The sequence below is a fragment of the Candidatus Saccharibacteria bacterium genome (assembly GCA_016789455.1).
GTDB lineage: Bacteria > Patescibacteriota > Saccharimonadia > Saccharimonadales > Saccharimonadaceae > CAIJKY01.
In genome coordinates, this window is record JAEUQU010000001.1 from 68,921 (window position 1) to 90,024 (window position 21,104).

The 21,104-nt window shown below is 53.4% G+C and carries 21 protein-coding genes, 1 tRNA gene and 2 pseudogenes; 8 read left to right on the forward strand and 16 right to left on the reverse strand.

Annotated features, from left to right (window positions below):
* Nucleotides 1-68 precede the first annotated feature (68 nt).
* The 3 genes from JNJ66_00385 to JNJ66_00395 all read left to right on the forward strand — a co-directional run bounded on the left by JNJ66_00385 (nucleotide 69) and on the right by JNJ66_00395 (nucleotide 2,654).
* Nucleotides 69-323: a hypothetical protein gene (locus tag JNJ66_00385; protein MBL8158897.1), complete on the forward strand. Its 255-nt coding sequence runs from the start codon at nucleotides 69-71 to the stop codon at nucleotides 321-323.
* Between the two features lie 118 nt (nucleotides 324-441).
* Complete coding sequence (locus JNJ66_00390; GenBank protein MBL8158898.1) at nucleotides 442-1,788, forward strand: RNA-directed DNA polymerase; 1,347 nt, start codon at nucleotides 442-444, stop codon at nucleotides 1,786-1,788.
* Nucleotides 1,789-2,255: 467 nt separating this feature from the next.
* A complete protein-coding gene (locus tag JNJ66_00395) occupies nucleotides 2,256-2,654 on the forward strand; it encodes a hypothetical protein (GenBank protein MBL8158899.1) in 399 nt (132 codons plus the stop codon).
* On the opposite strand, the gene JNJ66_00400 is transcribed toward JNJ66_00395, so the two are convergent.
* Genes JNJ66_00400 through JNJ66_00410 form a run of 3 tightly spaced genes read right to left on the reverse strand, consistent with a single transcriptional unit; the run spans nucleotide 2,655 to nucleotide 5,093 of the window.
* A complete protein-coding gene (locus JNJ66_00400; GenBank protein ID MBL8158900.1) occupies nucleotides 2,655-3,179 on the reverse strand; it encodes a DUF4411 family protein in 525 nt (174 codons plus the stop codon).
* Nucleotides 3,176-4,324: an ImmA/IrrE family metallo-endopeptidase gene (locus tag JNJ66_00405; GenBank protein ID MBL8158901.1), complete on the reverse strand. Its 1,149-nt coding sequence runs from the start codon at nucleotides 4,322-4,324 to the stop codon at nucleotides 3,176-3,178. The genes JNJ66_00400 and JNJ66_00405 overlap by 4 nt, the downstream gene beginning before the upstream one ends.
* Before the next feature lie 58 nt (nucleotides 4,325-4,382).
* On the reverse strand, nucleotides 4,383-5,093 hold the full coding sequence (locus tag JNJ66_00410; GenBank protein ID MBL8158902.1) for a dihydrofolate reductase family protein: 711 nt from the start codon (nucleotides 5,091-5,093) through the stop codon (nucleotides 4,383-4,385).
* 412 nt (nucleotides 5,094-5,505) lie between these two features.
* Here JNJ66_00410 and JNJ66_00415 point away from each other — a divergent pair.
* Together JNJ66_00415 and JNJ66_00420 are read left to right on the forward strand one after the other, a co-directional pair.
* Nucleotides 5,506-5,997 (forward strand): annotated as a pseudogene (locus tag JNJ66_00415) (recombinase family protein).
* Nucleotides 5,998-6,444: 447 nt separating this feature from the next.
* Nucleotides 6,445-6,576, forward strand: a pseudogene (locus tag JNJ66_00420) (hypothetical protein).
* A gap of 485 nt (nucleotides 6,577-7,061) precedes the next feature.
* On the opposite strand, the gene JNJ66_00425 reads toward JNJ66_00420, so the two are convergent.
* The 5 genes from JNJ66_00425 to tsaE form a co-directional block, all read right to left on the reverse strand.
* A tRNA-Pro gene (locus JNJ66_00425) sits at nucleotides 7,062-7,137 on the reverse strand.
* A gap of 107 nt (nucleotides 7,138-7,244) precedes the next feature.
* Nucleotides 7,245-7,727 (reverse strand): hypothetical protein, encoded by a 483-nt coding sequence (locus tag JNJ66_00430; GenBank protein MBL8158903.1) that lies wholly within the window; start codon nucleotides 7,725-7,727, stop codon nucleotides 7,245-7,247.
* A gap of 40 nt (nucleotides 7,728-7,767) precedes the next feature.
* Nucleotides 7,768-9,288, reverse strand: a complete 1,521-nt coding sequence (gene rny, locus JNJ66_00435; protein ID MBL8158904.1) for a ribonuclease Y — start codon at nucleotides 9,286-9,288, stop codon at nucleotides 7,768-7,770.
* A gap of 209 nt (nucleotides 9,289-9,497) precedes the next feature.
* Complete coding sequence (gene tsaB, locus JNJ66_00440) at nucleotides 9,498-9,890, reverse strand: tRNA (adenosine(37)-N6)-threonylcarbamoyltransferase complex dimerization subunit type 1 TsaB (GenBank protein ID MBL8158905.1); 393 nt, start codon at nucleotides 9,888-9,890, stop codon at nucleotides 9,498-9,500.
* The gene (gene tsaE / locus JNJ66_00445; protein MBL8158906.1) at nucleotides 9,891-10,397 is read right to left on the reverse strand and encodes a tRNA (adenosine(37)-N6)-threonylcarbamoyltransferase complex ATPase subunit type 1 TsaE; all 507 of its coding nucleotides are present in this window, start codon (nucleotides 10,395-10,397) and stop codon (nucleotides 9,891-9,893) included. It lies immediately after the preceding gene.
* 91 nt (nucleotides 10,398-10,488) lie between these two features.
* Here tsaE and JNJ66_00450 point away from each other — a divergent pair, with 91 nt between their 5' ends.
* Nucleotides 10,489-12,279, forward strand: a complete 1,791-nt coding sequence (locus JNJ66_00450; protein ID MBL8158907.1) for a type II/IV secretion system protein — start codon at nucleotides 10,489-10,491, stop codon at nucleotides 12,277-12,279.
* Nucleotides 12,279-13,502, forward strand: a complete 1,224-nt coding sequence (locus JNJ66_00455; GenBank protein ID MBL8158908.1) for a type II secretion system F family protein — start codon at nucleotides 12,279-12,281, stop codon at nucleotides 13,500-13,502. Before JNJ66_00450 ends, JNJ66_00455 begins: the two co-directional genes overlap by 1 nt.
* Nucleotides 13,503-13,622: 120 nt before the next feature.
* On the opposite strand, the gene JNJ66_00460 is transcribed toward JNJ66_00455, so the two are convergent.
* From JNJ66_00460 to JNJ66_00485, 6 genes are all read right to left on the reverse strand, one after another.
* A complete protein-coding gene (locus JNJ66_00460; protein ID MBL8158909.1) occupies nucleotides 13,623-13,952 on the reverse strand; it encodes a hypothetical protein in 330 nt (109 codons plus the stop codon).
* 3 nt (nucleotides 13,953-13,955) lie between these two features.
* On the reverse strand, nucleotides 13,956-14,510 hold the full coding sequence (locus tag JNJ66_00465) for a hypothetical protein (protein MBL8158910.1): 555 nt from the start codon (nucleotides 14,508-14,510) through the stop codon (nucleotides 13,956-13,958).
* The gene (locus tag JNJ66_00470; GenBank protein ID MBL8158911.1) at nucleotides 14,507-15,106 is read right to left on the reverse strand and encodes a hypothetical protein; all 600 of its coding nucleotides are present in this window, start codon (nucleotides 15,104-15,106) and stop codon (nucleotides 14,507-14,509) included. Before JNJ66_00470 ends, JNJ66_00465 begins: the two co-directional genes overlap by 4 nt.
* Nucleotides 15,103-16,152 carry a type IV pilus assembly protein PilM gene (gene pilM, locus JNJ66_00475; protein ID MBL8158912.1) on the reverse strand — a complete coding sequence of 350 codons (1,050 nt, stop codon included), beginning with the start codon at nucleotides 16,150-16,152 and terminating at the stop codon, nucleotides 15,103-15,105. The genes JNJ66_00470 and pilM overlap by 4 nt, the downstream gene beginning before the upstream one ends.
* A gap of 171 nt (nucleotides 16,153-16,323) precedes the next feature.
* Nucleotides 16,324-16,827 carry a prepilin-type N-terminal cleavage/methylation domain-containing protein gene (locus JNJ66_00480; protein MBL8158913.1) on the reverse strand — a complete coding sequence of 168 codons (504 nt, stop codon included), beginning with the start codon at nucleotides 16,825-16,827 and terminating at the stop codon, nucleotides 16,324-16,326.
* Between the two features lie 115 nt (nucleotides 16,828-16,942).
* Nucleotides 16,943-18,403 carry a lamin tail domain-containing protein gene (locus tag JNJ66_00485; GenBank protein MBL8158914.1) on the reverse strand — a complete coding sequence of 487 codons (1,461 nt, stop codon included), beginning with the start codon at nucleotides 18,401-18,403 and terminating at the stop codon, nucleotides 16,943-16,945.
* Between the two features lie 123 nt (nucleotides 18,404-18,526).
* On the opposite strand from JNJ66_00485, the gene JNJ66_00490 reads away from it, so the two are divergent.
* Complete coding sequence (locus tag JNJ66_00490) at nucleotides 18,527-19,132, forward strand: PRC-barrel domain-containing protein (GenBank protein ID MBL8158915.1); 606 nt, start codon at nucleotides 18,527-18,529, stop codon at nucleotides 19,130-19,132.
* A 10-nt stretch (nucleotides 19,133-19,142) separates the two neighbouring features.
* Here the strand turns inward: JNJ66_00490 and JNJ66_00495 are convergent, their stop codons facing one another.
* Both JNJ66_00495 and recA read right to left on the reverse strand, forming a co-directional pair.
* Nucleotides 19,143-19,754, reverse strand: coding sequence for a RecX family transcriptional regulator (locus tag JNJ66_00495; GenBank protein ID MBL8158916.1), 612 nt, complete (start codon nucleotides 19,752-19,754; stop codon nucleotides 19,143-19,145).
* A 93-nt stretch (nucleotides 19,755-19,847) separates the two neighbouring features.
* Nucleotides 19,848-20,906 (reverse strand): recombinase RecA, encoded by a 1,059-nt coding sequence (gene recA / locus JNJ66_00500; GenBank protein ID MBL8158917.1) that lies wholly within the window; start codon nucleotides 20,904-20,906, stop codon nucleotides 19,848-19,850.
* Nucleotides 20,907-21,104 lie beyond the last annotated feature (198 nt).

The window sequence follows — 21,104 nt, forward strand, 5'->3', positions numbered from 1 at the left end:
ATGCTATTATATGGCGGTCGTGACCACTTGTGCCCGCACGGCACACAAAGCGAAAGGGGCATGCGCCCATGCAAAGAACGACCGTACGTATCTGGTGGCGCGCCATGGGGCCCGGAGAACGGGCACTCATCGGACTCGTCGCCTTCACGCTGTTGTCGATCTCCATCTCGCTGATCCTGGCCTGGATGGGACACCCCTTCGGTGCGCAGTTCACCTCGATGGGCGGGTTCCTTATCTCCTTCGTGGTGGCAGGGCTGTACCTCGAGTACAAGAGGCGACGGCGCACCGGCGGGTCCGGCGACAACACCAGTTCAGGCGGGTAGCCTGGCTGGGACGTGACCTAGGGTTAAGTAGGTTGGGAGGGTCCTGGCTGAAGTAGATTTTCTCCCCTAGGTCGCGGATTTTTTAATATGCAATAGATGTATCGTATAATAGCACGCAATGTTTGATGATATAGAGCAAGTTGTTGATAAAAAGTTTTGGCGAGTAATTAATGATTTGAGAGTTCATGCAACTAGAAAACAAAGGAAGCCGTTTTTATTGGAGCTGGCGAAAAAGTTAAAGCATCATGAGTACTTTCCTAGCCTGCCATTGACAGTAAAAGAGGCAGACAAAGGATTTAGCGTAGCCCGCCAAATACCCATATTTAACCTCGAAGACTATAGTGTTTACTATTATTGCGTCCGCAAACTGGAGCACGTACTCGCAAAGAACAGGATTAAAGGCACCTACGGCGGATGGTCAATGGGTGGCAAATTAAGAAACTTGGAGGATTTTGAAGATCCGGGCGATGAATACAGCCTCACATACTCTTACAATCCAGCTGCATGGAGTAAATACTATGGCGATTTTAACGCTAGGCTATACGGAAAAATTAAAGAAATTCAAGATTCCAACAACCCACGCCAAGTCGTATTTGAGCTAGACATCGCCAATTACTATGACAATATTCAGCTTTCCATATTGGAGAACAAAATTAGACAAGATGCCGACTATTCAGAGTCAGGAATTTTAGACCTGCTCATGTATTTCCTCGGCTACAGCAATCGATTAGTAACCCATTACCAGAAAAGAAGCGTGGGAATTCCACAAGATGCGTTTGGCGACTGCTCCCGCTTGCTGGCTAACTATTATTTACAAGACTATGACCTATTCATGAACGAACTGACCAAGCAGCATGGCGCCAGTTACTTCCGCTACGCTGACGATCAAATTATTTTTGTTCCCAGTGATGCAGTCGGTCATTCAATCATTCAACTTGCCTCGCGAAAACTGGCTCAGATAGGGTTAAACTTTAACCAACAAAAAGTCGCAAGGCGTACTCTTGATGAGCTTTACACATATCGCTCCTTTGATATTAACGATATTTTTCAAGAACCAAACTCAAAGAAAGATGCTACAAAAGTGAATGAATTTGCATATAGAGCTTTTGAGGCGATAGATCAAGATGTCAGCTGTTTAAAGAACAGGGGTTATCCACTAATTAAAAGGCTACTTAATGCTGAGTATAATTTATTATCCCCTACATACAGAGCACGACTAATGGCATACGTTTTTGACAAAGAATTTACCAAAGCTGGAAAAGCGTATAATTTTAGAATGGCATATGAAAAGATGTATGAAGACGAAAAGAATGGTTACCTCATTCTATTAAATGATCTTTTGGATAACTGCAGTCATTCTGCATTTCACTACGAGATATTAACCTTTTACAGACAACTAGGCCTAGATACAGAGAGGCTTGAAAATAGAATAGCTGAACTTAAAAAGGATATTTATTCTATATAAAATATTTTTGTTATTACAGTCAAACTACAAACGGCTAAGATTATATTTTACTTTTTGCAGAGTGGGAGAAAGGACTCGATCTTGTTTTGCTCGCTCTACGTTCGCTTCTGTTTCACTTCAGCTCACCCGCTCGGCCAAGCATTGCATACGGAACGTCCACTGGACGTTCCGCCTATCGGTTCGAGTCTTTTCCCATGCTCAAACAAGAAAATAGCTTAGACATGAATGCCTAAGCTATTTTCTTGGTCGCGCAAAGGCGAACAAGATTGAACCGGACTTTGCGGGTTTACTGCACTCCTTACGCGAGGCATGGGACACAATAGCTTACCGCGAAATGACCGAGCCTATCCTAGTGACCATTGACTCTAACAGTAGTGAGTTCGTAGATAAGAACCCTCTCTATGTATATTAGCTATCATCTACCACTGATGTATTAAACCTAATTGCAAGTAACAGGAATCGAAAAAATGAAAGCAAACGATATGCAGAAACAGGCGGGGGTAAGCCCCAAAGGAACCCTCTCGCCCCTTGCACCACGCCAACAGAGATTTATGGAATACTATCTGAATGCTGACAGCCCCACATTTAGTAACTGCTACAGTTCGGCCGTGCGTGCAGGGTATTCCGAGCAGACGGCGCGTAATCTAACGCACTTACGACCAGCGTGGTTATCGGAAACTATCGGACAAAATGTAACCTTTGAGCCAGCGGATTTACTGGCGAAACTCGCACAAATTATTGATGACCGCAACGAGACTACCCATAATAAACTACGCGCAATAGATATGATGATGAAGCATTACCATATGTTTGCCCCGACAAGCGTAACAGCCGTACAGCTGAATATTCAGAGTGTATTGGACTAACTAGAACGTGCGACCTTCTTGGCGGAACAGGTCTATTACGGATGTTCGCTTTACACCCTGGTTGCTGCATACGTTAGGTATCCGAGGGTTTTTCTTGCTGATAGCTACGGTTTCACGCTCTGATGTAATTACTGTTAGCCCGCGTGCTTTTCCCAGAGCAACAACGCAAAGGTCGGCATAACTGCCGCGCTGCAAATCGTTATATATGGGGTACTCAGTTACAATAGGCCCCATGGCAGCCACCTGGTCATCGTCTAGCTCTACGAACATATACTCGTGCTGCTTAGCCCAGGCTTTAAGCGGGTCGTCTTTTTCCTTACCCTTCATTATTTCGTCGTGAACCGCCATAGGTGCAATAATCTCACCCGTCTCAATCTTCTTTTCGATAATTTCCCATTGTGTTTTAAAGACATCTTTACCATAAGGCTCATCAGGCCCTAGCTTCCAAAAATTGAAGAACACATTGGTATCAATACAATGCGTAGCTAGATTAGCCAGTAAACTAGAAGTGGCGGGGCGGGTCATAATGCAATTCCACTACCGTTCCCCACCCGAGTTTTAAATTCTTGTAAATTTTTTACCGAAATACCCAACATACGCGACAATGTCCGTGAACCTATCCGACCATCTGCATAGGCGTCGAAAGCTTCTACTGTAAACCGCTTACTATTGTTAGCGAGTTTATTACGGTAATAATCGCCGCCTTTGCTTTTCTTCTTATGCTCTTCAGGTTTTTCATAGTCATCGCTATATTCGCCCTGGATTGTTTCGTACTGCTGCTTAGATATGTAGCCCAACGTATGCAGGCGTCGGTAAGCTGCAAGCCTGCTGACACCGAATAACTTGCGCAAACGCTTAACTTGTTCACCTGAAGGCATACTGCCTACTAGGACGCCAAGTTCATTGGCTGCTTGACGGAACTTATTTTCAGGCATTAGGAATGCGGCCGCGAAGCGATTACAGAGCGCTTCAACGTCGTCTGCATCATCGTGCAAATCACAGATACCACTTTGTTTATGTATAACGTGACAGAGTTCGTGCAACAGAGAGAAGAGTCGAGGCTGAGGTTCTTCTTTGGTGCTAAGTACAATAATGGCGCGGCTTTTCTTGATGATTGAAAAAGCTCGGACACTCTTTGTTTCCCAGCCCATCTCTGATATATACAGACCACGCTCAGTTAATAAGTCCTTCCAGAATCGCAGGGGGCCAAAGTCATCCGTAAGGCTTTGTAGTTTAACCTCGTTAGGCTTCAGACCTTCCCTAAATTGCTGGGCAAATAGTTCAGGGTTTCGGGATAAATCAGCAGTAGGGTTAGGTAATTCTACACCACTCCCACTTGCTAACTCTGCGCCTGACTCGATAATATACTCTGCTGCATCCAGCGCGTTGAGCAGGTCAATATCTAAGACTTCTGTCCTGTTATGGCGGGAGCGGTTATCGTTGCCGTGCTTAGGAGCCTGTTCGGGAACCTGCAATAAAAATATAGTCCAGCGCTTCTTATAGGCTTTAGCAAGTTTTTCTAGTGTTACCATATCGATACTACTATCTTGCTGGTCATATTGCTCAAGTTCATCAACAGCAATACCCGTATCACGGCTCAGGCGCTCAATATCGAAACTTCTATTGAGTCGCAAACTACGAAATACAGCCGCTTTTACCTTGATTTCCATACCCTAATTGTATTGCAAGCAACCGAGAGTCCCAAACAGACGCTATCTGCTATGTGTCCTAGTTTTGCTTTGCAGTCTGCCCATTCTCAACTTTATATCGAAGGTGGAGATATGAGCTGCTAAGAGTTTGAGCGCTTTGCAATGTTAGTGGCTTAAGCAGTTTCAAATCATCGTCCGTTGCAAGCGACTTGCCGCCAATAAGCGTTGCCGTGTCCTTGCCGCCCACGAGCAATGGAGCAACTACCAAAGAGACAAAATCAATAAGCCCGCTCCGTGCAAGTTCGGCATTTAGCTCACTGCCGGACTGGATAGTCATTTTTTCAATACCTTTTGCCTTTAATTTTGCAAATAGGTCGGCAAAATCTATATCGTCATCGTAAGCTATTAGTTCAAGATTGGGGTCGCTCAAGCCTGCGGCAGGATGCAATTTGTTGGTCGTAACAATATATAGTTTATTTGTCCGCTTCAAAAGGTTCAGGACTCCGCGCTCGGTCAAGTGCGGCTTGCTATCGATAACCACGAAGTCTACGGGGATTTTTTCAATCTCTGTTTTGTCGTCATTCCATCCTACCTTTGCCAATACACGCCCCGTATTAAGTGAACAGAGGTCAGTTTCTTGCTCTAAATCGTAATACTGCTGCAAACCCTCTTTTACGCCATTAACTCCTTGTAAGTCCTTATCAAAATCACGGTCATCGCTGGAACCTGTTGATATTTTGCCATCAAGGGACATAAGCATAAAAAGAGTTGTTATAGGTCTATCATTCATAGCGGCAATTATAGCAGCTTCCGGTAAGTAAACACCGGGTTAGTGTTTATGCTTTACAATATTTCGTTGCTCTTGTATACCCCGCTTGTTACACTATGTGCAGTAGACGCTATACGCGAAAAAAGTTTTCATCAACCGCAGTCCGCTTGAAGACAAGTGTGTAACCCGCCTCCAACGTGAGCCGGACGGGAACGGACAGGAAGGGTCACTATGACGCTTTGGCAAACTTTTCGCGTACAAAACAAAAACCAATCATAACAGATAGAGCCAAAATGCTCATTGAGCTAGTTGTAATACTGCAAAGGATTGACTTAAGTAGTCCGCTGGCTAAACTAAACGCAACCACGATAAGTGATAATAATGGTGGCCGCATCCTCCTATAACAGGGGTGAAAATGGTATAATATACTCAGATGCAAGACGAGCCTCAATTAGATATGACTCAACTCAGATACGCCCTTTATGTGCGTAAATCTACTGATGATAAAGAGCGCCAGCAGCGCTCTGTCGATGACCAAATAGCCGAATGCGAAGACCTGGCAGCCAAACTTGGCGTGAAGCTCGCAAAGCCTTATTACAGGGATGACGGTTCAGCAAAGATACCTAACAACCCAAAACGCAACCGCTTTTACGATTTATTGGCAGACTTAGAGGCGGGCAAAGTGGATGGCATTATGGCGTGGCACCCTGACCGACTGGCGCGAAATATGCAAGACAGCGGCCTGATATTCGGGCTATTAGACAATCGACACATCAAAGACCTCCGGTTTGTCACACACTACTTTACCAACGATGCAAGTGGGCGAATGCTCTTGGGCATTCAATTTACACTCTCTACTTACTACTCGGCTAACTTATCGCAGAATGTAAAGCGTGGCCACCGGCGCGGATTGATGGAGGGCAAATCGTCAGGTGCGGCCAAGCACGGTTATGTGCGTACCGAGGAAGGTATTTATGTGCCCGACGGCAAGAACTATGAATGGGTTGTTGAGGCATGGCAACTACGCAAAGACGGCGTAGGACTGCGCGAAATTGCTGAGTACCTAAACGAGCAAGGTTACGGCCGAAAAATTAAAAGCAAAAAGTCGAAGAAATATGGCCAAACCGTGAAGATGACGTACCAAATCCTGAGCGAAATGTTTAAGGACTCTTTCTACTACGGCTTGCTGAGCCAGACCAATAAAACCGTAGACCTTTGTGAAGCGTACGACTTTCAGCCAGCAGTCAGCAAGGATGAATGGGATGAAGTGCAGCGGCTCAGCAGAGCGCTGAGGATACCTTTGGTAGATAACCGACGTAAAACATTCTATCCGCTACGCGGTCTTGTTAAATGTGCGCTGTGTGAGCACACGATGATACCGGCCGCATCTAAATCGCGGGCGGGTACGCGCTACTTATACTTCCGTTGCGCAAATGAGGACTGCACGCGAGCCAAAAAGTCTATTAGAGCCAACGTCATATTCAGTTACATATATGATTTGCTTAAAGGCGGCCTGAACTTTACTGAAAAAGATTACCAAACATACCGAGATGGCTTGGTGGCCGAAGCCGACAATGAACGACTACAAATCAAGACTGAGTTAAACAGCAAGCAAGGTGCGCTAAAAGCAACAAAGCGGCGCATCGACGAGCTGAGCAAGAAGATTATAAATTACGATAAAGAAAGCCGTATATGGCAGGTCAATGACGAGCAGCTAACCACTCTCGTAAGTGATGAAGCCGACTTGAAGAAGCAAATCGCCGAACTCAAAGCTTACGAAGTAGACCCTGAGCGCGACGTGCTAAGCATTGAGCAATTTTTAAACCTAGCAAAAGACGTTGGTCGTAAGGTGGAAGCGGCCGACACGGTGGCAAAAGACCACCTTGTGCAGTTAATCTTTTTAAACCTAGTCGTAGACGAAGAAAAAGTAGTGTCTTATATCTTAAAAGAGCCGTTCAAAACGGCTCTTGAAAGTAAGGTTGTCTTAAATGGTCGGGGTGAAAGGACTCGAACCTTCGGCCTCGCGGTCCCAAACCGCGCGCGCTACCAACTGCGCCACACCCCGGACTTTTATATCTATTGATATACTCAATTGTTTATATCATAGGAGACGCGAGAATACCAGAGGTGGGGGATTTCACGAAGATTTAATATGAGTGTGCAATAGTGAGACTAGCCGCTGATGCGCTGATAGCCGTCGTCTTCTATCTCGCGTTGGCGGACCTGCTGCATATAGGCGCTCATCTGCTGGGCGAATTGTTCGACGGTCTGGAAGCGGTTACGCAGATCAGCCATCTGCTGTGCCGTGTAGTCAGCCATCTGGGCGCCGCGCTGGGCGCCGACCACAGCCTGCTGCACTTGCTGCATCTGTTGTTGTAGCGCCTGGATCTGCTGCTGCAAGCCCTGTACCTGCTGTTGCATCTGCTGGGTCTGTTGTTGCAGTTCCTGAACGTTCTGGTGCGTGCTGTCGACACGCGGCTTGGCCTCTTCGACGTGCTGTCGGACACGCTGGACATCATCGGTATCGCGCGACATGTTGGCAACCTGGGTACGCAGCTCCTGCAAGCTGTTACGGATATCGCTGAGCGTGTTTTTGACCGGGTTTGTGCTGTCGTTGACGATTCGTTGGACGTCGTTGTAGTTCAATTCTGCCATATAGCCCTATTATATAGAGCTGGCAGTTATTGGGCTAGTGCTATTTGGCGAATTCGATCGCCCGCGTCTCACGGATGACGCTGACCTTGATGGTGCCAGGGTACTGCATGCTGCTTTCAATCTTGTTGGCGATGTCACGGGCCAGCTTGATGGCGGACAGGTCGTCGATTTCACGCGGCTTGACCATCACGCGCACCTCGCGGCCGGCGCTGATGGCATATGACTTGTCGATGCCCGGGAAGCTGTTGGCAATGTTCTCCAGCTCACGCATGCGCTCGGCAAAGTTCTCGGCGCTGATGTTGCGGGCACCTGGGCGGGCGGCCGACAGGGCGTCCACCACACGGATGACCAGTGCTTCTGGTGTTGTAGCTTCAACATCATCATGGTGGGCTTCGATGGCGTGAGAAATCTTCTCCGGTACACCGTACTTGCGGGCCAGCTCGGCACCGATGTGGTGGTGCTTACCCTCTACCTTGTGGGTGACGGCCTTGCCGATGTCGTGCAGCAGTGCGGCATACTTGACGGTCCGGACATCCGCGCCCAGCTCGCTGGCGATTAGCCCAGCCACATGCGCCATCTCGGTGCTGTGCTTCAGGACGTTCTGGCCATAGCTGGTGCGATACTTCAGCTCACCGAGCAGGCGCAGCAGTTCACGCGGGATGCCGGTCACGCCGACTTCCCGTGCGGCGTCCTCGCCGGCGCGCTCCACTTCCTTATCGATCTGGCGGCGGGCTTTCTCAACCACTTCTTCGATGCGTCCGGGGTGAATGCGCCCATCCTTCATCAGCATCTCAAGGGTCACACGGGCCACCTGGCGGCGGATCGGGTCGAAGCTGGAAAGTACTACCATGCCCGGGGTGTCATCCACCAGCACATCCACGCCGGTAGCACGTTGGATAGCCTGGATATTGCGGCCTTCCTTGCCGATGATGCGGCCCTTCATCTCCTCGTCCTCAAGCTTGAGGGCAGTGACGGTGCGTTCGGCAGTCACTTCAGACGCCATGCGCTCCATAGCGCTGACCAGGATGACCTGCGCCTTCTCTTCGGCATCATCCTGGGCATCGCGCCGCATCTTGTTCACCAGGCCGACCAGGTCATGCTTGATGTCGCGCTCCGTCATGGCCATCAGCTTATCGGCAGCTTCGCCCTTGGAAAGCTTGGCGATCTTTTCCAGCTTCTCCTGTTGCTTGCTGCGGATGTCGCGGATTTCTTCTTTAAGCCCCTCCACTTCATCTTCGGCCTTGCGCAGGTTTTCGGCGCGCTTGTCCAGTTCCTCGAGTTTGCGGTCGAGGTTGCTTTCGCGATCAATGATGCGGCGCTCAATCTTGGTGATCTCGTCACGGCGCTGCCGCTCTTCCTTCTTGGCCTCGTCAGCGATGCGCAGCGCTTTGTCGGCGGCGTCCAGCTCAATCTTCTTAGCCTTTTTTTCGGCATCAGCAACAAGCCGGTCTGCGCGGCTGCCAGCAGCCGAGCGTTTTCGTCGCTCGAGCGCTATTGCACCGCCCGCGCCGGCGCCGACACCGACAATTACAGCAATGACGCTGCTTATCAGTGGGTCCATACGGTTCCTTTCTTTTTAACGACGGCACTGCTCGCACTTCTCAGTAGTGCGATGGTTTTATGATTAAAGACAGTGTCGTAGAGGGTGATGTGAACGAAACAGGTATGACTGGGTCGTCATACGGATTGCAGAGAGGCCGCTGCTGTATTGACTGGCCTTAAAAAGATATGTAAAGCAAGTGACGCAAGCGCCCTCAGTGTCATTGTACTTTATTTACGCGGTTGCGTCACCCTGGCTTCGGCGCCGTAGAACGGCAGGGCCGTCCGGTCGGTGTCGCCAGCCTGCAGCCGGGCCACGCCGTCACTGAGCCAGTTATCACCGCGGGTCGCCACTACCGGCACCTGCTGGCCGTACGCCAGTGCGTTGGCGGTAGCAGCACCGATGCGCAGGCCGGTAAAACTGCCCGGCCCGGCATAAAAGATCACACCGCTCAGGTCGCCCAGCGCCAGGCCGGCCTGGGCAAGCAGTGCAGCGATCCTCCCCGGCAGCTCGCGCGCCATCTGCCGCCCCAGTTCATCAAACGATTCATTCGCCACCTTGCCCTGTTCATCAAGCAGTGTCAGGTTGGCAGCAGCGGCGTCGGTACGCAGTGCAAGTATCATTTAGGTCGTCTCCTTTTTCAGTACAGGCAGCAGGTAGTCAAAACGTTCCGGCACGGTGACGGTCAGTCGGCGTCCGGTCTCGCCATCGTAGGCAAAGTCGCAGATGATAGTGCCGCTTTCCGGCAGCACGTCACGGATAATCTCATTCCACTCAATCACCACCACGTTGCCAGGCGTGGTTAGCGCCTCTTCAAGCTCAGCCCGCATGATGCCGGCATCAGCCAGACGGTAAAAATCGTAATGGGCGAGCTGGCGCTGCTCCGGTGCGTCATATAGCCGCTCGATGGTAAAGGTCGGGCTTTGCACCACTTCCGTGATGCCCATGCCAGCAGCCAAGCCCTTGGTCATGGTTGTCTTGCCCGTGCCGACGTCGCCGTTCAGCGCAAAGACCTCGCCACCCCGAAGCAGGACGCCGAGTTGGCGCCCGAATGCCTCCATCGCATCACCGGTGGCGATCGTCACAGTATGGACCGTATGCATATCGCCCACCAGTATACCAGTTTTCATAAATCGCCTGTACATTTCATCCTATTGCGGTTATGCTAGAAGCAAACGTATACACTGTGGATCACTACCGGTATCCGACGAAATAACACAAATGAGAATCGCTGACGAAACACTAGTAAAGCTGCTCCAGCAGACTGGGAAGATCACCGACGAGAAGCTGGCACCCTTGGCTGAAGAAGCCAAGAAGCTGAATCGTCCGCTGCTTGATGTCGTCCTGAAGCGCAGCATCGTCGGCGAAAAGGAACTGACCAAGCTCTACGCCGCCTACCTTGAAGTCCCCTTCACCGCCCTGGAGCCCAACACCGTCACCAAAGGCACGCTTAGCCTGATTCCAGAGCGTATCGCCCGGCAGTATAATGCTGTCGTCTTCAGCGTCGCCGACGGTGCCGCCCAGCTGGCCATGGAAGACCCCGAGGACGTCCAGGCCATCAACTTCCTGCAAAAATACATCGGCAGCAAGTTCAAGCTCTTCATGGCCACCCGTGAAGACATCCTGATGACACTGGAGAACTACCGCGAAGAAGTCTCCTCCCAGATTGACAAGGTCATCGAGGTACAGGCCCAAAAAGACGGCCCGGCCAACGCCGACCAAGCCGTCAAGGAAGAAGATGTCTCCGAGAATTCGCCAGTCGCCCAGACCGTCAATCTGCTCTTGGAATACGCTATCCGTTCCGGCGCCTCGGACATCCACCTGGAGCCGCGCGAAGACTACCTGCAGGTCCGCTACCGTATCGACGGCGTCCTGAAAGAGGCTAACCGCCTGCCGGCCCATGTCGTCAATGCGCTTATCAGCCGCATCAAGATTCTGGCCGCCCTCAAGATTGACGAACGGCGCGTGCCGCAGGACGGCCGCTTTAAGATTACTGTCGCCGGCAAGAAGTACGCCCTGCGTGTCAGCACCCTGCCCATCTCCGACGGCGAGAAGGTGGTCATGCGTATCCTTGATGAGAGTAACCGCGCCCTGTCGCTGGAAAGCCTCGGCTACTGGGGCCGCGACCTCGAAGAAGTCAACAAGGCGCTGGTGCAGCCGCACGGCATGGTGCTGGTCACCGGCCCGACCGGTTCCGGCAAGTCCACCAGCCTCTTCAGCGCCTTAACCATCCTCAACCGCCCCGAGGTCAACATCTCTACCGTCGAAGACCCGGTCGAGTACAAGATCGTCGGTGCCAACCAGACCCAGGTCAACCCCAAGGCTGGCATGACCTTCGTCGCCGGCCTCCGCGCCCTGCTGCGTCAGGACCCCAATATCATCATGGTCGGTGAGATCCGTGACGGCGAAACGGCCAACCTGGCCGTGCAGGCCGCCCTGACCGGCCACCTGGTCTTCAGTACGCTGCACACCAACAACGCCGCCACCTGTCTGCCGCGTCTGCTGGACATGGGCATCGAGCCCTTCCTGATTGCCTCGACCGTCCGCGCCGTCATCGGCCAGCGCCTGGTGCGCCGCCTGTGCACCAACTGCCGCGAACAGCACGCGCCCTCCCCTGAGGAAATCGCTGAGATCAGCAGCATCTTCCATCTGACTGATGCCGCCGCCTTCGCCCGCCTCCACGCCTTGGAGGCCCGGGCCGCCAAGGAGAAGATCGGTGTCGAAGAAAAGAACATGAGCACCACCGAGTCCGGCATCCAGAGCCTCTGGAAAGCCCGCACCGGTGGCTGCGACAACTGCAACAAGACCGGCTACAAAGGCCGGATGGGCATTTACGAAGTCCTGACCAATTCCAACAACGTCCAGCGCCTGATCGTCGGCAGCGGCACCAGTGAAGAAATCCAGCGCACCGCCATTGCTGAAGGCATGACCACCATGCAGGTGGATGGGTTTATCAAGTCGCTGCGCGGCGAAACCAGTATTGAAGAAATCTTAAGGGTAACGAGAGAATAATGGCACACTTCAACTACAAAGCTGTCAATCCTGCCGGCAAGACCGTCACCGGCACTATCGAGGCCGTCGACCGCAACACCGCGCTCAACGTCCTCTACAAGGACAAGATGCGTCCCTTGACGCTGACCATCGCCTCGGGCAGCAAGAAGAACATGAATATCAACATCCTTGGTGCCGGCCGCGTCAAGAGTGACGCCCTGGTGGTCTTCACCCGTCAGCTCAGCACCATGGTCAGCGCCGGCGTGCCGCTGCTAAAGGCGCTTGGCACCCTGCAGGCCCAGTCCGAAAGCGCTGCTCTCAAAACCACCTTGGCCGATGTCGTCAAGGATGTCCAAGGCGGTATGTCACTGGGTGACGCCCTGGGCAAGCACCCCAAGGTCTTTAACGACGTCTACGTCAACATGGTCCGCGCCGGCGAGGCTGCCGGTATTCTCGATGACATCCTTAAGCGTGTCGCTTCACAGCAGGAGCGCAACGCCACCATCCGTAAGAAGGTCAAGGGTGCCATGACGTATCCGATGGTGCTGATCGGCATTACCATCGGCTCGTTCTTCGTGCTGATGCTGTTCGTCGTGCCCAAGATCGGCGGCATCATCAAGGACCTGGGCGGTCCCGATGCCGAACTGCCGGCCCTGACCCAGGCCATGTTGAGCATCAGTGATTTCCTGCAGGCCTACTGGTACTTCGTCTTTGCCGGTGTCATCGCCGGTGTCATCGTGCTGAAGCGCTACATTTCGACCAAACAGGGTAAGGAGCAGTTCCATGCCCTCATTCTTAAGGTGCCGGCGCTGGGTACTATCATCAAGAAGGTCGCCGTGGCCCGCTTTGCCCGCACCTTCGCCTCACTGATGGGCGCCGGTGTCAGCGTGCTTGAAGCCCTCAAGGTAACCGGCCGCGCCATTGGTAACCGCAGCTATGAGAAGTCGCTCGAGGAAGCTGCCAAGCAGGTGCAGAATGGCAAGCAGCTGTCCGACTGCCTGCAGAACAATCCGCTCTTCCCCGCCATCGTGCCGCAGATGCTGGCCGTGGGTGAAGAAACCGGCCAGACTGATACCGTCCTGGTCAAGGTCGCCGACTTTTACGAAGAAGAGGTCAACGTGGCCATCGATGGCATCAGCGGCATCATCGAGCCGGTCATGATTGTCATGATGGGCGGCATGGTGGGTGTTATCGCCATCAGCGTGCTCGGACCCATCAGCAGCATCTCGCAGAACATCAAGTAGCCGGACGAAGGTGTCCGGCCATGCAGAAACGGCGCTTGATGCACCGTTTTTTGTTATGCCGTTTGTCATGCGTGCGTCAACTGCGGTTGACGTACGACACTGGCGCAGCGTTTTTCGCTGTTATTCTTCGAAAGGATTGTCGCGGGTGGGGTCGAAATTGGGGTCGATCTTCTCGGTGTCGGCCGTCTGCAGCTGCTCAATCTTCTTTATGACGTCCGGGTCCTTCTTGATGGTCGCTCCGGTCAGCTCAGTCTGCTTTTGCTGCCGGTAGGCTTCGTCGTCTTCTGAGAACAACGTGGCGGTCGTGTAGACGGTAAACGCCAGCGCCCCCAACAGCACCAATACGAAGATGAAGAACAGCTGGCGCTTCAGCGGCTTAGCAACCTTGCCAAGCGCTGCCTTGGCCTTCTTGATGCTTTCCTGTGATGATGCTGAGCCTTCGAGTTTCATTGCCTATTTTTCCGTGTAAAGTTCTACTTTTAATGAGGCCGATGACAGTCTGCCCGGGTCGGTGGCATCCGGCTGCATGTTCAGTGATTTGACCTCGACGTGCTGCAGATTGTTCTCGAGCTTTTTTACGAACTCGGTGAAACCATTGTAGGTCAGGTCGCTGCCGAACGCGATGGACATCGGGATGGCCTGGGCGCCGGCAGGGGCCGGTGATGCGCCAGTAGTTGATTCGTCAAAGGTGACACCGCTCAGGCTGACACCGGAATCCTCGGCATATTTATAGACATCAGCCACAAACTGCGATTTGTACTCTGCCGGAGGAATCACCTGCTTCATATACTCGCTCAGCTTTTGAACTTCGGGGTCGTTGAAAGAGTTTTGGACGGCCGCCAGGCTTTCCTGGGCCTTATCGTTGACCTCGGCATCGATACGGATGCGGTTGGTAGCAGTAATGCTCTCACGGACCAGACCATGCATATAATACATACCTGCGCCCGTGCCGACAAACATAAGGCCGAGCAGGCCAAGCAGGACATACATCAGTTTGCGGGCGGTCATGGCTGTGCGCCTCCTTCCGGTGGGGTAGCTGCCTGCGATTTCAACGCCTCAGGCTTGAGCGTGGCAGTAATGTTCACGGTGTATGGGTACTGGCCGGTCGAGGTGCGGGGATCACCGGTGATGCCACCAAGCTTTATATCCTTGAAGACACCGGATATCTCGAAGTTCTCCTTGACGATTGCACCCTTGTTGAAGCTGTCGGTCTGGATGGTCAGCGACAGGGGCTTATCTATCTGGGCGGCGTCAAGCGAGATGGTGCCAATGATGGCGCCGGGCGGCAAAGCCTTGGAGATGCTGACGACGGCATTGCTCAGGATGAGCTCTTTGCTATAGATGCCTTTGACGCGGTCGACATTGGCGTTGAACTGCTGCACCTGGGCTTTGATCTCGTTAAGCTTGCCCAGCTGCTTTTCGCTGTCCTGCCGCAGCAGTGTGTAATCGGCCTTGTTGCGTTCGTTCAGGATGAGTGAGACGCCGAAGACAGCCATGATGGCCACGGCCGCCACAGCCATGGTAATGAGATATTTGATAAGCAGTGTATTGACCCGGCCGGCACGGAACTCGCGCTTGACCTCGGGCGGCAGCAGGTTGATCATTGCCAGACCTCCCTATGGTCGACCATGCCCAGACCGATGGCGGTGATGAAGCGTGGCTGTAGCTGTTTGGGAATCGGCTTGAGCTTACCGAAGTCCAAAATCTGCCATGGGCTGGCCACGCGGGAGGCGATGACCATGTTCTCGGTAAAGTAATCACCCAGGCCGGGCATGTTAGAGCCACCGCCGACGATGATCAGCTGCTCGATCTTATTCTTGCTGCCAAGCCGCTCGGTGTAGTAGCGCATGACCTTCTTGGTTTCGGAAATAATCCTGTCGAGTGATGGTTCGAGCGATTTGCGGATGAGGGTCTGCTTGGGGCCAAGGTTCAGGCCGCTTTGGGTACGCAGCACATGCGCCGCTTCGCGAGTAACTTTGGCAGCCTTCATGATGGCCTGTGTCATGGTGTGGCCGCCGACGTCGACAGAGCCGGTGACACGGATGGATTTGTCCAGGATGGCAATATCAGTCGAATCAGCTCCGACGTCCAGGATGACCGTTGGCAGCTCACCGCCTTCGGCCCGGCGGATAAGGCGGGCGACGGCCATGATGCCCGGCTCCACCAGTACTGGTGTCAGTCCGATGGAGGTGCAGGCGGACATAGTAGCATCGACATACAGCTTGGGTACGGCCGACATCAAGGCCTCTATGGTGTCGTCGCGTTTCTCGATGACCTCATGGTCAATGTAGAGCTCATTGATACTGACCGGGATGTATTGCTCGGCCTCAAGGTGGATGGCACTCAGCAGGTCGTCCTCGGCAGCCCGCGGCAAGCTGATACTGCGGGTAAAGGTCCGGTAAGTTGGCACACTGACCGCTACGTGGCGGCTTGGCAGCCGGCCGATAGAATGCTTATTGAGCATCTCATTCAGCTGGGTCTTAAGATGGGCTTCTATTTCCTGGACGTTTTGCATCCGTGCCTGATCAAGCTCGATGTAGCCATACGAGCTGACATTACCACTCTTTGGGGACAGGCCAATGAACTTCGCGCTCGATTGCGATATATCCAGTCCGATCAATGGTTTTTCTTTAAAAAATAGCTGACTCATAGGCCCACATAATCATTATGCTTATTATATACCAAAACGCGTGCAGTACTATGACATTTAAGGCTTTTCCCTACTTTTTATGCAGACCATGCCCTATTGCCTCCGTCACAGTAACGAAAAGGCTCCAGTATATCTGGAGCCTCCCCGAGTTTGGCCTTAGCCGTAGTGAGACTACTGGTTCAGGCTGTCCTTGGTCTTCTGGCCGCCGCCTGAGCCGTTGACGGCTTCTTCGTTCCAGTTCAGGACGAACTTGCCACAGTTGTTGGCAGCAGCACAAGGAGTGGTACCACCGGCGATGTATGGGTTGTAGCCGTACTGCGAAGTAGTTGGGCTAGTACCAGTGATGAGCGAGTTGGCGTTGCCACCAGGAGCCTGGATAGCGTTGGCGTCGATACCCTTGAGGACAAGCTGTACGGCTGCAGGTGTCGCACCCACCAAGGATGAACCAAGCGGGTAGTTGCCCGGGTTGGCGTTTGCCGGGTCGACAGCGAATGCCTCCAGCTGGCTTGAAAGGCCCTTGATGTCAGTCTGGCGCTCGGTGTTGCGTGCGCGTGCCTGGACACCGCTGAACGTGTTCAGGACGATTGCAGCCAGGATACCGATCACTACGATGACGATCAGCAGCTCAACGATAGTGAAGCCGGCCTTTCGGTTCTTTGTAAGTGTTTTTAGCATTTGTAATGCCCCCTAATTAGTTATTGTCTTAGTCAGGAACAATCCTGTTCTGACACTAATAGTAATTCCCGGCTCATGTGCTGTCAATATGCTTATGCAAGTTTAATTGTCCGGCTTATCCACTTGCCCCATTCGACCCTTTGCCAGAGGTACACCGCTCATAGAGCCGCCGGAAGACCGAACGGTAATCGTAGGCCAGGTAGCCGCTTGTCACCATGGCCATGCCGCCCGCCACCCATACACTTGCGTCACGCTTGGCCGACGCCTCCTTGGCCTCTACGGGCGTGCTGGCGGCCTTTTCCTTCTTTGCCTTAGGGGCTTTGGCGGCCTTGGCCTTGGCGGGCTTCTTGGCAGCCGGTTTTTTCGTACTGGCCTTTGGTGCCTTGACTGTGGTCTTAAGCGTCAGCATGTTGGCAGCCCCAGGCGTGAGCGTATCAGTCCATTGCCAGCCGCCCGCCTCGTTCCTGGCCCATGCCACATCGGGCTTGGCGCCAGTATAGGTTGTTGCATCAAGCGTCAGGCCACCCGGAGTCAGTAACGTTACCGTCGCGCCGGCATTCGTCAGCGCCAGACCGGTGTCCCTGGCGTACACCGCGAGATATTCGCCAGGAGTAAGGGCAGTATCGTCTTCGAACGTGTAGCGCTGGCTCTTGCTATCCCCTGTCGTCAGTACAAAGCCCTTCAGGACGATTTCTTGCCGACCGACATTGTGCAGCTCAATATATTCCGCCTGACTGTCCTGTAGCGGTGGCGCCGGATCGGCCAGCACCTCGTTCAGTCGTAGCTGTGCCGTTTCCTGGGCAAGGTCAGGCTCCACGTCCGGAAGCGGCACGGGCGGCTCCTCTGGCGGAATATAAACGTTTGCCAGGCCTGGCGTCGGTTCTTCCGCCACGATGAAGTCCTGCCTGTTGTCATCGGTATCGGCCAGTTCATTGTCGGGCAGCACCATCCGTTGCAGGCTCTCACCGGCTCCGTGCGCTGGCGCCGGCTCCCCTTCGGCGGTTGCGGCCGGCAACCCGCTGCTTGATATCTTGCCATATCCCACAAGATCCTCCTGCTCTTGCACCTTCGTGGCAGCATCCACCGACACCAGACGCACCTGCCCGCCAGCGCCGGCGAAGCCCAGGTTGGCAGCAGGCGTCACGTCTGCTGCCGCTAGCTTGGCCGCCGGGCTGGCCACGAGCAGACGCCCTTTGCCGGCAATACTGAGCACACAGCCGCTCCCGCATCCCAGGCGCGCCTTGGTGTCGGCGTCTTTGCCTGTGGAGCTTTTATCCACCCACGGCTTATCCGGCGTTGCGCTCGCCGTCCGATATTGGATAAGCCAGTTGGTCACGTCGACACTTTCGGCGTTGGGATTGTATAGCTCGACAAAGTCCGCATCGGTACTGTCAGCACCATGGCTGCTAAGCTCGGCAATCAGGATTGGCCGACGCACCTGGCCTGGCGGCTCCGCCGTCTCTCCGCCTGGCGGAAGCGTCGGCTCGACGCCGAGCGCCGCTCCGGGCCTGGCGTTCAGAACGATAAGCGATAGTATCAGTATGCTGTATGAGGTGATGCGATATATATGTTTCATAGTGGCCTTAGCCTACCAATACATCCAGCCATCCCACAGTTCTGTTCATTAAATATTCTTAGCACCATAAGCGGCAAGCCGGCCGCCCTTGAAGTGTGTTCGCAAATAGTTGATACTAAGGGTATGCTTTTATGGAAAGAGCGCCTCGAGAACTGCCCCGTCATGAGCCTGCAGACAGGCGGACAGCTCGGAGTCGCAAATCAGCCCATCATCGACCCGCGCGACCTGCGCGTGGTTGCCTTTTATGTGACAGGTCCGCAGGTGGACGTCCATCCGGCCGTTCTGCACACCTCCGATATCCGTGAGTTCGGCAGTCTCGGCATGATTGTCAATGACAGCGACGACATCATGGCGCTTGACGAAGAGCTGGTCCGCCTCAACGAGATTATCAGCTATCATTTTGAACTGGTTGGCATGAAGGTTATCGACACCGATCGGAACAAGCTCGGCAAAATAGTTGATTACGTTGTAGATACTACCAGCTTTATGGTCAGTAAATTTAATGTCAAAGCACCGCTGCTCCATGTCGGTGCGCATGCCGGTGACCTGTTGATCGGCCGCCAACAAATCCGTGAGATTACCGATGATCACATCGTCGTGGCCGCCCCGACCATCGAGACGCCCGCCGAAGCCCCTGCCGTCCAAGAGGGCCTGGCGCCCTTTGAGAACCCTTTCCGCCAGCCGCATACCGAAGGCAACCCGGCTACGCACCACAACAGTCAGTCGTAGTCCTGGTGCCCTACAGCTCCTCGTCTTCCGTCCCGTCCACGGCCGACTTGACATCATCATAGCCATACCCTTGCCGCATCAGATAGGCCAGGAATTTTTGGCGGTCCGGGTACCGTGCCCGTTTTTTGGCAACTAAACGACGCAAGGCATCTTTTTCGTCAAAGTCCTTATCGACCGCCAAAGCCGCCGTCACATGCTCATCGGCCACCCCTTTCTGCCGCAGTTCCATCTGCAGTTTCCTGGTGCTGATCGGTTTGCCAAGTGCCCGGTGCCGCACCCAGGCCTGCGCGAACGTGGCGTCATCAACGTGCCCCTTGGCGCGCAGCCGCTCTATCACCCTGTCGGCCAAAGCTGGATCCCACTGCTTGCGCCAGGCATAATCGCGCAGCTCCTTCTCGCTGCGTGGTCGTCGCATGATATACTCCAGCGCCCGTGCGTATGCCTTGCCAAAGACACTTTCTTCTTTGAGCTGTTCAAGTTCGGCTTCGGTGTATTCCCGGCCGAGGCGTACTCCAAGATGGATCAGCTGAAACTCATCAAGTGAAAAATTATAAGCGCCATCAACGAAGATGTTATACCGTCCCTGCGTCTTGACCGCCGCCTTGATGGCAGTGATCTTCATGACACGCCCTTCCACGCCAAAAGGCGGGCTGTAATACCCGCCTCATCTGGCGTGCTGCCGGACTGTACGCTTCGGGTCATCGGACCTAAGGACCTAGACTTCTTCGGCTGCGACTTTCTCGCGGACCTTGGTCTCAATCTCGGCCATGACATCCCGGTGTTCCTTGAGGTATGTCTTGGAGGCTTCGCGGCCCTGGCCGATCTTGGCGTTATTGTAGTCGAACCAGGCACCCGACTTGCCAACGATGTTGTGAGTGACCGCCAGGTCAAGCACGTCACCGGTAGCACTGATGCCCTCGTTGTACATGATGTCGAACTCAGCGATACGGAATGGCGGCGCAATCTTATTCTTGACCACCTTCACCTTGGTACGGTTACCGATGACGTCCTCGCCGGTCTTAATCTGGCCGGTGCGGCGGATATCCAGACGCAGCGACGCGTAAAACTTCAAGGCGTTACCACCGGTGGTCGTCTCCGGGTTGCCAAACATGACACCGATCTTCATACGGATCTGGTTGATGAAGATGACCGTCGCCTTGCTCTTATTAATGATACCGGTCAGCTTACGCAGTGCCTGGCTCATCAGGCGGGCCTGCAGACCCATGTGGCTGTCGCCCATGTCGCCTTCAATTTCTGCCTGCGGCACCAGGGCGGCCACCGAGTCAACAATAATCAGATCGACGGCATTGCTGCGCACCAGCGTCTCACAGATTTCCAGGGCCTGCTCGCCATTGTCCGGCTGGGCAACCAGCAGATTGTCGGTGTCCACTCCCACCTTACGGGCGTAACTTGGGTCGAGCGCGTGCTCGGCATCGATGAAGGCCGCCGTACCGCCCAGTTTCTGCACCTGTGCGATGGCGTGCAAGGTCAGCGTAGTCTTGCCAGAGCTTTCCGGTCCGTAAATCTCAACGATGCGACCCTTGGGGTACCCGCCGCCCAGAGCCAGGTCCAGGCTTAAGGCGCCTGATGGAATGGTTTCGACCTCTACTTTGTGGGCGTCGCCCAGCTTCATGATTGAGCCGTCGCCGAACTGTTTGGTTATCTGATCAAGTGCCAGGCCGAGGGCCTTGGTCTTGCCGTCGGTCTTGGCATCACTCTTGTCGTTTTTGTCGGATGCTGTGGCGGCCGCTTGTTTCTGTTGCTTCTCTGCCATATGACTCCTCCTTTTGTCCTGTAGGTCTACACTTTTAATCCCCGAAGGCACCTTATAACGGCACCTGCGAATATGCAACCATGTCCTTATTATACCATAAGTTTAAGCGTTTTACCTCTGGAAATAGGCAATAATTATTTAATAAATGACTGTACAACGCCGCACGGATTCTGCTCTGCATCTGCTAGAATAGTACGA